Source organism: Bradyrhizobium sp. BRP20 (assembly GCF_020194215.1).
GTDB lineage: Bacteria > Pseudomonadota > Alphaproteobacteria > Rhizobiales > Xanthobacteraceae > Bradyrhizobium > Bradyrhizobium yuanmingense.
The window spans coordinates 173604-186581 of record NZ_JADYVY010000008.1 but is presented as its reverse complement, the minus strand read 5'-3'; the positions used below and the strand labels follow the sequence as shown (position 1 = coordinate 186581).

Annotated in this window: 13 protein-coding genes; 4 read left to right on the top strand and 9 right to left on the bottom strand. The window is 63.5% G+C overall.

Going from position 1 to position 12978, the window contains the following annotated elements; translation table 11 throughout:
• Positions 1–13: 13 nt before the first annotated feature.
• From I6F33_RS20545 to I6F33_RS20530, 4 genes are all read right to left on the bottom strand, one after another.
• Positions 14–2218: a xanthine dehydrogenase family protein molybdopterin-binding subunit gene (locus I6F33_RS20545; RefSeq protein WP_225143993.1), complete on the bottom strand. Its 2205-nt coding sequence runs from the start codon at positions 2216–2218 to the stop codon at positions 14–16.
• Positions 2219–2225: 7 nt separating this feature from the next.
• Positions 2226–3242: a xanthine dehydrogenase family protein subunit M gene (locus tag I6F33_RS20540; protein ID WP_225143991.1), complete on the bottom strand. Its 1017-nt coding sequence runs from the start codon at positions 3240–3242 to the stop codon at positions 2226–2228.
• Entirely contained in the window at positions 3239–3724 is a 486-nt protein-coding gene (locus I6F33_RS20535; protein ID WP_225144065.1) for a (2Fe-2S)-binding protein, read from the bottom strand. Before I6F33_RS20535 ends, I6F33_RS20540 begins: the two co-directional genes overlap by 4 nt.
• A 140-nt stretch (positions 3725–3864) precedes the next feature.
• The gene (locus I6F33_RS20530; protein WP_225143989.1) at positions 3865–4344 is read right to left on the bottom strand and encodes an Lrp/AsnC family transcriptional regulator; all 480 of its coding nucleotides are present in this window, start codon (positions 4342–4344) and stop codon (positions 3865–3867) included.
• Between the two features lie 143 nt (positions 4345–4487).
• On the opposite strand from I6F33_RS20530, the gene ald reads away from it, so the two are divergent.
• The 3 genes from ald to I6F33_RS20515 all read left to right on the top strand — a co-directional run bounded on the left by ald (position 4488) and on the right by I6F33_RS20515 (position 7260).
• Positions 4488–5603 carry an alanine dehydrogenase gene (ald, locus tag I6F33_RS20525; protein ID WP_036005590.1) on the top strand — a complete coding sequence of 372 codons (1116 nt, stop codon included), beginning with the start codon at positions 4488–4490 and terminating at the stop codon, positions 5601–5603.
• Positions 5604–5871: 268 nt separating this feature from the next.
• Positions 5872–6090 (top strand): hypothetical protein, encoded by a 219-nt coding sequence (locus I6F33_RS20520; RefSeq protein WP_027546306.1) that lies wholly within the window; start codon positions 5872–5874, stop codon positions 6088–6090.
• 111 nt (positions 6091–6201) lie between these two features.
• On the top strand, positions 6202–7260 hold the full coding sequence (locus I6F33_RS20515; RefSeq protein WP_225143987.1) for a putative sulfate exporter family transporter: 1059 nt from the start codon (positions 6202–6204) through the stop codon (positions 7258–7260).
• A gap of 131 nt (positions 7261–7391) precedes the next feature.
• Here the strand turns inward: I6F33_RS20515 and I6F33_RS20510 are convergent, their stop codons facing one another.
• From I6F33_RS20510 to I6F33_RS20490, 5 genes are all read right to left on the bottom strand, one after another.
• Complete coding sequence (locus I6F33_RS20510) at positions 7392–8264, bottom strand: ABC transporter ATP-binding protein (protein ID WP_225143985.1); 873 nt, start codon at positions 8262–8264, stop codon at positions 7392–7394.
• On the bottom strand, positions 8261–9172 hold the full coding sequence (locus I6F33_RS20505) for an ABC transporter permease (RefSeq protein WP_225143983.1): 912 nt from the start codon (positions 9170–9172) through the stop codon (positions 8261–8263). Before I6F33_RS20505 ends, I6F33_RS20510 begins: the two co-directional genes overlap by 4 nt.
• A complete protein-coding gene (locus I6F33_RS20500; protein ID WP_225143982.1) occupies positions 9169–10590 on the bottom strand; it encodes an ABC transporter substrate-binding protein in 1422 nt (473 codons plus the stop codon). The genes I6F33_RS20505 and I6F33_RS20500 overlap by 4 nt, the downstream gene beginning before the upstream one ends.
• Before the next feature lie 182 nt (positions 10591–10772).
• Complete coding sequence (locus I6F33_RS20495) at positions 10773–11546, bottom strand: Crp/Fnr family transcriptional regulator (RefSeq protein WP_057030048.1); 774 nt, start codon at positions 11544–11546, stop codon at positions 10773–10775.
• 100 nt (positions 11547–11646) lie between these two features.
• Complete coding sequence (locus tag I6F33_RS20490; RefSeq protein ID WP_036035079.1) at positions 11647–11943, bottom strand: gamma-butyrobetaine hydroxylase-like domain-containing protein; 297 nt, start codon at positions 11941–11943, stop codon at positions 11647–11649.
• A gap of 213 nt (positions 11944–12156) precedes the next feature.
• Between I6F33_RS20490 and I6F33_RS20485 the strand changes: the two genes are divergently transcribed.
• Positions 12157–12921 (top strand): ferredoxin--NADP reductase, encoded by a 765-nt coding sequence (locus tag I6F33_RS20485; protein WP_225144064.1) that lies wholly within the window; start codon positions 12157–12159, stop codon positions 12919–12921.
• Positions 12922–12978 lie beyond the last annotated feature (57 nt).

Here is a 12978-nt window from a genome sequence, read left to right as displayed (position 1 = left end):
TTAGCCTGACGCTTCACTCCAGCAGCTTGTCCAGTGTGATCGGGAAGCGCCGGATGCGCTTGCCGGTGGCATGGTAGACGGCGTTCGCAATTGCGGCCGGGACGCCGACGATGCCGATCTCGCCGAGCCCCTTGATTCCCAACCGGTTGATGCGGTCGTCGGGCTCGTCGACGAAAATGACGTCAATGTCGTGGACGTCGGCGTTCACGGGAATGTGGTATTCGGCAATGTTCGCGTTCATGATGCGGCCGAAGCGGTGATCCATCACCGTTTCCTCGTGCAGCGCCATTCCAATACCCCAGACCACCCCGCCCATGATCTGGCTGCGGCCGGTCTTGGTGTTCAGGATGCGCCCGGCCGCGACCGCATTCACGATCCGGGTGACACGGATAATTCCCAGCTCCTCGTCGATCTTCACCTCCGCGAAGACCGCCGAATGTGTGTTGCGGGCATGCGATTTATCCTCCGCGAATTGGTTGAGCTTCTCCTTTTCGATCCGCTCGAGCTTGCTGTGGCGCATGACATCCGCAATCGAGACAGCGGCCCCGCGACCGTCGCTGCTGGCGATCATGCCGTCAGTCAGGGTGACGTCGGCGGCGTCGAGGTCAGCGAGCGGTGTGCCCGGCATGGCCTTGGCAAGACGTGCGAGTTCCCAGCGAATTTCTTCGGCCGCTCCCAAGACCGCATGCGCGCTTGATGCCGCCATCCAGGAGCCGCCCTCGACGGGGGCTTGCGGCAAGCTCGAATCGGCGAGCCGGACGCTGATATTCTCGATCGGCAGCCCGAGAGCATCGGCCGCGACCTGCGCCACGATGGTGTAGGTGCCGGTGCCGATATCGGACGCGGCGCAGGAGACCTCGGCATGGCCGTTGGCCGTCAGCACGATGCGGACGGCGACCGGCATCTGCAGCGCTTCCCACACCCCAGTCGCCATGCCCCAGCCGACGAGCTCCTTGCCGTCTCGCATGGAACGCGGCGCCGGATTACGCCGGCTCCAGCCGAACGCTTCGGCGCCGCGGGCGTAGCACTCGCGCAGCTGCTTGCTGGTGTAAGGCAGGCCTTGGCTCTGGTCGCGATCCGAGTAGCACCTCAGGCGCAGCTCGACCGGATCGAGCTTCAGCGCGACGGCCAATTCGTCCATGGCGCATTCGAGCGCGCAGACGCCCGTTGCCGCACCCGGCGCGCGCATGTCGCAGGGTGTCGAAACGTCGAGGTCCACCAGCTTATGGGAAAAGTTGCTGTTGGGACTCTTGTAAAGCTGCTCGGCCCAGCCCGTATCGTTGCGCGAAAAATCCTCATAACGTGAGGTCACGGCAACGGCTTCGTGGGTGATCGCATCGAGCGTGCCGTCCGGCTTTGCACCGAGCGCAACGCGCTCGATGGTCATGGGACGGTAGCCCAGGCCATACATCTGCTGCCGCGTCAGCACGACGCGGACGGAGCGCTTCAGTGCGAGCGCGGCGAGGGTTGCCAGCACCACCTGGTGCTGCGGTCGCAGGCCCGAGCCGAAGGCGCCGCCGACATAGGGCGAGATCACGCGGATGTCGTCCGGCTTCTTGCCGAATACGCTGCAGAGAAACTTCTGGACGTTCTGGACGCCCTGCGTCTTGTCGTAGACCGTGAGCCCGCCACTGCCGTTCCAGACGGCCGTCGTCGCGAAGAGCTCCATGGGGTTGTGGTGCTCGGTCGGAATGACGTAATCCGCCTCGTGGCGCACGGCCGCGCGCGTCAGGGCTGCTGCGGCATCACCACGCGGCTTGTGCGGTTGATCCACTTTCTCGGCCTTGCCGCGTTCGGATTCAAGATCGGTCGAAAACGCCTCCTGCTCATATTCGACGCGAACGCGGGTTGCGGCGAACTTGGCGATCTCCCAGTCCTCCGCGACGACCAGCGCGATCGGCTGGCCGTTGAACTTGACCCTCTCATCATAGAGCGGCCGGAACGGCGAGCCCTTCTCCGGCGCCACCTCATCCTTCCAGGCTTCGTCCTTGTCGGCGAGGGGCGGCCGATGTTCATGCGTGAGCACGTCGACCACGCCCTTCACCTTCAGCGCCTCGCTGGTATCGAGACGAGCGACGCGCCCACGCGCGATGCTGGCCTCGACGACGAAGCCGTGAAGGAGACCGTCTGCTGCGAATTCGCCGGCATATTTGGCGGCCCCGGTGACCTTGGCGCGGCGGTCGACGCGCGACGTTGGTGTTCCGACATAGGCGTTCATCGGGTCCTCATGCGATCTTCTTGTGAGCTTGTGATTGCGGCGTGGCGCTTGCGGCCTGCATCAGCGCACGCACGACGGCTCGGCGCGCCAGGTCGATCTTGAACCCGTTGTGGGAGCGTGCCGTCGCTCCCTGCAGCAGCAGGTCGGCGGCGCGCCCGAAATGATCCGGTGTTGCCGCCTGACCGCGCAATGCGGCTTCGGCCTCGAGGCTTCGCCAGGGCTTGTGGGCCACGCCACCGAGCGCAAGGCGCGCTTCGCTGATCGCGTTGCCCTCCAGGTCGACCGCGGCCGCGACCGAGACCAGAGCAAAGGCGTAGGACAGCCGGTCGCGGATCTTCAGATAGCTGTAAGTCCGGGCAAAGCCGTTCGGCGGCAGCTCGATGGCGATAATGATCTCGCCGCTGCCGAGATTGGTATCGAGATGAGGCTTGTCCTCAGGAAGCCGATGGAAATCCGTCAGCGCGATGGTGCGCTGCCCCGAGGGGCGTGCGATATGTACGAGCGCGCCGAGCGCGGCCAGCGCCACGCTCATGTCGGATGGATTGGTCGCGATGCAGGAGCTGCTGGTGCCGAGGATGGCATGGTTGCGGTTGAGGCCATCGAGGGCCGAGCAGCCCGTGCCGGGGCTTCGCTTGTTGCAGGGTGTCGTGGTGTCATAGAAGTAGGGGCAGCGCGTACGTTGCATCAGATTGCCGCCGACCGAGGCCATGTTGCGCAGTTGCGCGGAGGCGCCGGCCAGGATGGCGCTGGCAAGGAGGGGATAGCGCTGCTCGATCAACGGGTGGTAGGCGAGGTCCGAATTCGGCACCAAGGCGCCGATGCGCAGACCGCCGTCCGCCGTCTCCTCGACGTCGCGGAGCGGCAGGCGGGAGATGTCGATCAGCCGGGAGGGCCGTTCGACGTTCTCCTTCATCAGATCGATCAGGTTGGTGCCGCCGGCGATCAACTTCGCACCGGGATCGGCGGCGAGCAGGCGGATGGCGTCGGCAACATCGCTTGCGCGCGAATATTGGAAGTTGTTCATGACCGGCTCATTGCCTGCTCGATCGCAGCCACGATGTTGGGGTAGGCACCGCAGCGACATAGGTTTCCGCTCATCAGCTCCCGGATCTCATCCGCGTCGCGCGCACGGCCTTCCGCCAACAGGCCCGCGGCAGAGCAAATCTGTCCCGGCGTGCAATAGCCGCATTGAAAGGCATCGTGGTCGATGAAGGCCTGTTGCAGGGGATGCAGCGTGCCGTCCTTTGCCAAGCCTTCGATAGTCGTGATCTCGGCGCCATCCTTCATGACGGCCAGGGTCAGGCAGGAATTGACCCGTCTTCCGTCGATCAGCACGGTACAGGCACCGCATTGGCCGTGATCGCAGCCTTTCTTGGTGCCGGTCAGCTGCAGACGGTCACGCAGCGCATCCAGAAGCGTGGTCCATGGCACGACCTCGAGCGCGCGGCTTTCGCCATTGACGACGAGGTTGATCGGAATGCGTTCGGGGATCGTAAGGTCGGCCATGGTGTATTTCCCTGCGGAAAGGCCGAGCCGGGCAAATTGTGCAAATGACGCGAGACTGCGTTGCCGCCGCTGGCCGATAGCGCCCAACGGATGACGAGTTGCTTGGTTCCCAATCGGTTCTCCCGATTGGATTTACGAGATCAGCGCTTGGTCTCGCCGAACACCACGGTCGGCACCGCGCGGTTGACGATCTCGCGCAGCGCGAAGCTCGATTGCACCCGCGCGACGCGGGGCAGGCGGGACAGCTCGGTGCGATGGATGCGCTCGAAATCCTGGATGTCGCGGGCGAGCACGATCACGATGTAGTCGTCCGTCCCCGACATCAGGAAGCAGCGCACGACAGAGGGGCATTTCGTCACCTCTGCCTCGAACGCCTTCAGTGCCTCGTCGCTCTGGCTCTCCAGCGCGATGCGAACCAGCACCGTGGTGGTGAGGCCGAACTGGGCCAGGTCGAGCGCGGCCTGGTAGGCCTGGATGTAGCCGTCATCCTCCAGCGCCTTCTGCCGCCGCGCCAGCGCCGTGCTCGACAAGCCGATCTTGTTGGCAAGCTCGGTGTGGCTGGCTCGCGCATTGGTCGTGAGTTCCGCGAGGATGGCGAGGTCTTTCCGGTCGAGGGCCAAGGTTTCGTTTCCAGCGTCAAAGGACCATTTCGCGCCGGAAACCGGCGCGGGCGCTGCCAAGGTAGCGGATATTTGCACGAAACCAAACCGACCCTCTCGCTACGATCAACAATGGAATCAAAGCATTGGCGAGGGAGATCAAGATGCGCGTCGGAGTCCCGAAGGAGATCAAGGTGCAGGAATATCGGGTCGGGCTCACCCCAGGTGCGGTCCGCGAATACGTTGCCGCCGGGCACCAGGTGACGGTCGAGAGCGGCGCCGGCAGCGGCATCGGTGCGTCCGACGAGGTGTACCGGCGGGCAGGGGCGTCCATTGCCGAGACCGCTCGCGAGATCTTTGCAAAGTCCGACATGATCGTGAAGGTGAAGGAGCCGCAGAAGAGCGAATGGGCTCAGCTTCGCGAAGGCCAGATCCTTTTTACTTACCTTCATCTTGCGCCGGATCCCGACCAGGCCAAGGGCCTGCTTGCTTCCGGCTGCACCGCAATCGCCTATGAAACCGTCACGGACGCGAGCGGTCACCTCCCGCTGCTCGCCCCGATGAGCGAAGTCGCCGGCCGCCTCGCCATCGAGGCCGCCGGCGCCGCGCTCAAGCGTTCCAGCGGCGGCCGCGGCCTGCTGCTCGGCGGCGTGCCCGGCGTGCAGCCGGCACGCGTCGTCGTGCTCGGCGGCGGCGTGGTCGGAACGCAGGCGGCACGCATGGCCGCCGGCTTAGGTGCCGAAGTCACCGTGATCGACCGCTCGATCCCGCGCCTGCGCGAACTAGACGATCTGTTTGTTGGACGCGTACGCACCCGTTTCTCCACCATCGAGGCGGTCGAGGACGAGGTGTTCGCCGCCGACGTCGTGATCGGTGCAGTGCTGGTGCCCGGCGCCAGCGCGCCGAAGCTCGTCACCCGTGCGATGCTGAAATCGATGCGGCCGGGAGCCGTGCTGGTCGACGTCGCGATCGACCAGGGCGGTTGCTTTGAGACCTCGCACCCGACCACGCACGCGGAGCCGACCTACGAGGTCGACGGCGTCGTTCACTATTGCGTCGCCAACATGCCGGGAGCCGTGCCGGTGACCTCGAGCCAAGCCCTGAACAACGCCACGCTGCCGTTCGGCCTGATGCTCGCCAACAAGGGATTTGCGGCCATCTTGGAGAATCCGCATCTGCGCAACGGGCTCAACGTGCATCGCGGCCGGGTGACGAACAAGGCGGTGGCGGAGAGTCTGGGGCTGGAGTTTGCGCCAGTAGAGAGCGGACTGGCGGCGTAGCGAGATGGGCCATCGTCGGTGCGGCGCCATCAACCGACTGGAAGATGGCGCTGCCGCCGTGCTCCCGAGCCCTCGGGGAATCCCGACGCGGTGAAGGCGTTGTGACCGGAGCGGCGGTGTCCAAATAGGCGGAAAGAAGAAAACTATTGCCGCGGTCCTGTCAGGAGGAAGGAGTTTCCCCTTCCGAGCGCAAAAACGCCAATCGCTTCCATTGCTGTTTGCAGCCGAAACGACGACATTTCCGCCAGAAATTGGTGGATCGGCAGCCATGGAACGCACTGGATTTGAGCCCTTCGGCGAGCAACTGGTGTCCGCAACGGACACACAGCCGAAGTCGCGCGCCTCGAAGCTCCTGCTGCGGGCCGGCACCACCCTGTTCTGGTCGCTGGTCGCGGGCATCGTGCTGGCCCGTGCAGCCTTCTTCGAGCCCGGCATCTATGACGGTTTCAGCCGCGTCGCCTCGCTGGCCAAGAACCTGATCTTCTGAGGCCGTTTATTCCGGTCCGAGGACAGAACTTCTCTCGGCCCTGATATGTCGAAAACATATTTCCCAATCGGGTCGTGGTGCGTATAAATCTTTCTCCTTCGGGAGAGATTTGTGTCGCAGAATCAAGCATCCAGCCCGGCCGATTCCAAGCCGGTCACCGCCGCGGGCCGTATTGCGGCGCTGATTCCGGGCATCCTCCTCTGCGTTCTCGTGGCCGGTGTGTCGGCCCTGCTCGAGCGGGCCGAACTGGGCATGTTCGAGCACCCCTATGTCGAGGCGCTGGTCATGGCGATCCTGCTCGGCATGGCGGTGCGCAGCTTCTGGAAGCCGGCCCCGCGGTGGCAGGCCGGCATCGCCTTCAGCGCCAAGCAACTGCTGGAAGTCGCGGTGATGCTGCTCGGGGCCTCCATCAGCTTTGCCGCAATCGCAGCTTCCGGTATTGCGCTGCTGGCATCGATCGCGGCGGTCGTCGTGATTGCCCTCGGTGTTTCTTTCGGCCTGAGCCGTATGCTCGGCTTGTCGACACGTCTGTCGATCCTGATCGCCTGCGGCAACTCGATCTGCGGCAATTCCGCCATCGCCGCAGTGGCGCCCATCATCGGCGCCAGCAACGACGAGATTGCATCCTCGATCTCCTTTACGGCGATCCTTGGCGTGATGATGGTGCTGGGCCTGCCGCTGCTGATCCCGCTGCTGCAATTGTCCGCAACGCAGTACGGCATTCTCGCCGGGCTCACCGTTTACGCAGTGCCGCAGGTGCTCGCCGCGACGGTGCCGGCAGGTCTCGTCTCAACCCAGATCGGCACGCTGGTGAAGCTGATGCGTGTCCTGATGCTCGGCCCGGTCGTCGTCGGCCTGTCGCTGGTCGCTTCGCGCTGGCAGAGCGATGCCAAGAAAACCAGCGTCGGCTTCTTCCGCCTGGTCCCCTGGTTCATCCTCGGCTTCCTTGCGCTTGCGACCCTGCGCTCGCTGGAGATCGTGCCGGCGACGGTGGTTGGCCCCGTGACGACGATCACGAGCTTTCTCACGGTGGTCTCGATGGCCGCCCTCGGCCTTGGCGTCGACGTGCGCGTGCTCGCCAATGTCGGCGGCCGGGTGACGGCGGCCGTGACGCTGTCGCTGCTGCTGCTGCTGGGGATCAGCATCGCGCTGGTGCACTGGTTCAAGTGATCAGGGCAAAGCTGCAGTAGGGTGGGCAAAGGGGCGCAAGCGCCGTGCCGACCGTTCTTAAGAGACGGAGAACCGTGGGCACGCTTTCGCTTTGCCCACCCTACGAGACCGTCATTGCTGCGAGCGGTAAGCTAAATCACGTCCGCGAGCGAGTGGCCGTGCAGCTCGATGTTCAGTCCCTGCATGCCCAAGTCGTTGATCTCGCCGCCCATCGCCTTCAGGCTCTCTTCGCGGATCAGCGACATCAGCCCGCGGCGGAGCGCCAAAAATTCCGACGACATCATCATCGATTGCTGCCGCGGCCGCTCCAGCGGGATCGGGATCTCCGCCTTGATCGAGCCCGGCCGCGCGGTCATGCAATAGACGCGGTCGGACAGAAAGATGGCTTCGTCAATGTCGTGGGTGACGAACAGCACCGAGATCTTCAGCCGCTGCCACATATTGGTGAGGATCTGCTGCATGATGACGCGCGTCTGTGCGTCGAGCGCGCCGAAGGGCTCGTCCAGCAACAGCACTTTCGGTCCCGTCGCGAGCGCGCGGACGATGCCGACGCGCTGCTTCATGCCGCCGGAGAGCTTTTCCGGATAATGCTTTTCGAACGCTTCGAGTCCCGCAAGCCCCAGCAGCGTGCGCGCGGCGCGTTCGCGCTGCGAGCGTGGCATGCCGCGCATCTTCAGCCCGAACTCGACGTTCTCCCGCACGGTTTTCCACGGAAACAGAGAATATTGCTGAAACACCATGCCGCGTTCGGCGCTCGGACCCTTTACCCGCTCGCCGTCGACGGTAACTACGCCGGTCGTCGGCTTGAGGAAGCCTGCGACCGCATTGAGCAGCGTCGATTTTCCGCAGCCGGAGGGCCCGACGATAGAGACGAACTCGCCGGGCCGCACATGGATCTGCGTGTCGGTGACGGCCTGCACCGCGCCCTCGATGGTCTCGTAGGCGAGGGAGAAGTTCGTGACTTCGATGTGGCCTTTTGGGCTGTTCGCTAGCACCTCGCTCATGTGGATCTCCACGGCATCACCAATTGCCCCGCGCCCCGGATTAGCAGGCTCGATCCGAGGCCGAGCACGCCGATCGCGATCATGCCGAGCGCGATGTCGGCATATTGGACCAGCGAATAAGCTTCCCAGGTGAAGTAACCGATGCCGTACTGACCGGAGATCATCTCGGCCGCGATCAGCGACACCCAGGCGACGCCCATGCCGACGGTGAGGCCGGTGAAGATGTGCGGCAGCGAGGCTGGGAAATAGACCTCCCGGAAGATCGAGCGTTCGCGCGCGCCGAGACATTGCGCGGCGCGTACCAGCACGGGGTCGACCAGCGACATGCCGTGCAGGGTGTTGACGAGAATCGGGAAGAACGAACCGAGGAAGGTGATGTAGACGATGCTCTGCTCGTTGGTCGGCCACAGCATGATCGCCATCGGCACCCAGGCGATTGCCGGGATCGGCCGCAGCACTTCGGCGACCGGGAAGATCACCTCATGCACCAGCTTGAAGCGCCCCATGATCAGGCCGAGCGGCACGCCGACGATCGCCGCGAGCGAGAATCCGATGAAGATGCGCCGGCAACTGAGCAGGATGTGCATCAGGAATTTAGGATCGTGAATCGCCTTTATGAAGCTGTCATAGACCGCGAGCGGCGAGGGTACGTTGGTGAAGCGCACGAAGAACACGACCCGATAGGTCGTGAGCAGATGCCAGACCAGCAGGAACGCGAGCAGCGAGATGATGCCGATCGCGGTCGCCCGCAGACCTGCCCGATTGAGCCGGTACCAGCGCAAGGCGAGTGTGCCGAAGGAAGGCGGCGTCGTAGGCGGGGTGATGGCGGCGGGCGAGGGGCCCGCCTCTGCAAGTGCTGTTGCCGGCATGCTGTCCTCGGGCTGTCTGACGAGGGCGGGGCTGCTCACGTCTTGCCTCCGCCGACGGCGGCCTTCATCGCATCATCGAAGCCGAGCACCTTGCCACTGATCTTGGCGGCGTAGGCTTCGGCGTCCTTCTTCAGCAGGAACGGGGCGACCTCGCTATTGCCGACCGCGAAGAAGGCCTGATCGGCGAACAGCTTGATGCCGCGCGTGGTGTCGAAGACGTAGGCGACGTTGATCTTCTTGCCCTTGGCCTTGTAGTCGGCATAGGCGCCGAGCGTGCAGCTGGCGGACGAGAAGGGCATGATGCCGGCACCGTCGACCCAAACTTCGCCCGCCTTGCGCGGATCGGTGATGGGCTTCTTGCAGAAGCTGTCCTCGCCCGAGATCTCATAGTTGTTGGTGCTCGCGAGCTGGGCGTCGTAGTCGAGCTTCATTTCAGCATAGGCCTTGCGGATGTATTTGTCGTCGACCCATTTTTTCGGATCGAACTCCTTCATGCGGCCGAGATTCTGCAGCACCTTGACGTCGGTCGTGGCCGCATCGATCAGCGCCGGCTTGATAGTCGGATCGGTCGTCATATTGCCGCTGGGCCCTAAGAAGATGTAGACGACCTCCTTGTTGATGCCGGTCCATTCCTGGATCTTCTCGGCGGCCAGCTTGGGATCCGCGCGCAGCCACTGATTGGCGGCGATTAGCGCCTTGAAATAGGCGACGACGACCTCGGGATATTTTTCGGCGAAGTCGGTGCGAACCACGATGCCGTGGAAGGTCGGCAAGTTCGTTTCGACGCCGTCGAAGATCTTCCGCGCGAAGCCGCGGAACGGCAACAGCTCGGCGAAGGGGACGAAATCGGCGTGCCCGTCGATCTTCTTCTCCTGCAGATTGGTCGAGCCGACCTCCGGGCTCTGGCTGACGAGCTGGAAGAAATCGGACGCATAGCCGCGATCCTGCATCGCTTTCAGCACCATGCCGTGCGCGGCGGAGCCGAAAGGCACGCTGACGAGCTTACCCTTGAGATCGGCGAGGTCGTAATAGGGTGAGTCCTTGTGGACGACGAGGCCGTTGCCCGAGCCGGACAGGCTGTAGGCGGCGATGCCGACGAGGCGGCTCTTGCTCTCCGGATTGCTCTCGAAGGTGAATCCGTTCACGATGAGCGGATAGTCGCCCATCATCCCGATCTGCAGCTTGTTCGCCATCATCGCGTTGGTGACGGGCGGACCGGAGGTGAAGTTCTGCCATTCGAGCTCGAACTTGATGTTGGCGTATTTGCCGTCCTTCGGCAGGTACTTCTCAAGCAGTTGCAATTGGCGGATGACGACGCCTGCGGTGACCGTGTTGGTCGTGGTATCCTGCGTTCCGATGCCGAGCTTGACGGTTTCCGCAGAAGCCGGCTGCGCGACGAGCAGCGCCAGCGACGTCACCGACATCGCGATCGAGAGCGTGGGAAGATGGCGGGCCATTCTCATCCTCATTCGGTTGGATGTGCTGTGGGTGCCATGATTGGGGGAGGGCGCAGGCAGGGCAAATCCGGAGTGGCCGCCGCAGTCGATTAGTTGCCGGGAAAAGCTGATTGCATACTCCTTGGGCAGTCCTGCACTATAAAGCCGCTTGCCTGTGCACCGGCCATGGTCGCGGGCCCCCTTCAATCCGCCGCCTGGCCGCGCATCTCCTCCAGAATGTCGGTCCGGCAGACCACGATCTGCGACCGTTTGGTCAGCACGATTCCCTTCTCCTGCATCCGCTTCAGGCTGATCGTGACCCATTGTCTGGTGGCGCCGACCATGTGGGCGATGTCGGCGTGGGTGAAGGCCGCAGCGATCACGGTGCCGTCGGCATCCGCGACGCCGTAAAGCTCGACGAGATGCAGCAAGAGATGGGCGAGACGCTGCGTGATCGAGCGCGTCCCAAGCATCTGGGCCAGCGCCGAATAGCATTTGCCTTTGAACGTCAGGCCTTCGATCAGGCCAATCGCGAGGTTCGGGATCTCTGCGGCAAGGGACCGCAGTTCCTTTCCGGGCAGGTGCACGACGCTGCAATTACTGGAGGCAACGCCGGACCATTGATGCACGGTGCCTTCGAACACTTCGGGACCGCCGACGAAATTGCCAACATGCCAATAGGCCAGCGTGATCTCGCGTCCGAGTGGCGAGGTGTAGAAGACACGGATGCGGCCGCTCTCGATCAGCCAGATGCCGTCATGCTTGCCGCCCTGGCTGAACAGCGTTTGGCCGCGATTGAGCACCTTGCGGCGGCCCTGCTTCAGCACCAACTCCCGCTCGCGCGGTGAGAGCTTGTCCATCAACGGGGGTGGACCGCCGATCCATTGCTGGTTCTCGGTGAGCAGCAGCGAGGAACTGCTGGCAGGCCTGACTGCTGGGGGAACAGCCCCGCGAACCGCATTCGCTGCCTGCAACATCGCCTGCCTCCCGAACGTTTCAAATCGTTCTAAAGAGGAGCAATGTCCGTGCCAGATGGGGGCAGACGCCTCGCGCGGGGAAACGACACCGAAGACCGGGTCACTGCCCCGCCAAGTTCAGCAGATACGACTTCGGATATATCCCCCGGTTGTGCCCATCCGAAAACGAGATGTTCAGCCCATAGCCGAGATCGCCGATGTCGGTGATCGCAATCCCCGGAAACGCTTTGGGGAAGCGGCCGTCGAAGCGGGCGCGGGTGCAATGGGCGCATTTGCAGGAGAGGCGGAGTGTTTCGGCAGAAACGCTGAGCGCGTCGTCCTGCGCCGTGCGGACCAGGAGCGAAGCGAGATCGGCGCTGGCTTCGTAGCCGGCTACGGTCGGTGCCACCAATGTCATTATCATGACGAACCTCTGACTTCATTCTACGTCGAGACGGGAACGCACGAATAGCAACTAATTGCCGGTGCGGGCGGGATCGCGAGCCTGTTCTTCGAGCAACCCACGCGAAATGTGAAACTAATCCACCGGGAATTTCACTTCAGAATTGCCGGACTCTCCTCTCTCCGAAACCTTGCGCGTCATCGATGACCAAGGAGAGACGATGAGTGCATTTCAGAAGGAAACGGTTCTGTCGGTCAGGCACTGGACCGATTCCCTGTTCAGCTTCACCGCGACGCGCGATCCCGGCTTCCGCTTCCAGAACGGCAGTTCGCAATGATTGGTCTGGAGGTCGGGGGCAAGCCGTTGATGCGGGCCTACAGCATGGCCAGCGCCAATCACGAGGAGGCGCTCGAATTCTTCTCGATCAAGGTGCAGGACGGCCCGCTCACCTCTCGCCTTCAGAAGATAAGGGAAGGCGACATCATCCTGGTCGGTCGCAAGGCGACGGGCACGCTGATCACCGGCAACCTCATTCCGGGAAAACGCCTGCTGCTGCTTTCAACCGGAACGGGCCTGGCGCCCTTCGCCAGCCTGATCAAGGACCCCGACGTCTATGAGAATTACGAGACCATCGTGCTCGCCCATGGCTGCCGCCAGGTCTCGGAACTCGCCTATGGCGAGCACCTCGTCGAGGACCTGCGCAATCACGAATTCTTCGGCCCCTTGATCCGCGACAAGCTCGTCTACTACCCGACCGTCACCCGCGAGCCGTTCCGGAATCGCGGCCGCATCACCGACCTGATCGCCTCGAACCAGCTCTTCGAGGATATCAGACAAGCGAGCCTCGACATCGAAACTGACCGCATCATGCTGTGCGGCAGCCCGGCGATGCTCGAGGAACTCCACGCGATGTTCGCGGCGCGCGGCTTTGTCGAGGGCAACCATAGCCAGCCCGGCCATTTCGTCATCGAAAAAGCCTTCGTCGAGCGCTGAGCTACAAATCGCGTCCCAGCGACAACTAATTGCTATCGCGGCGACGCCCCCTGAACA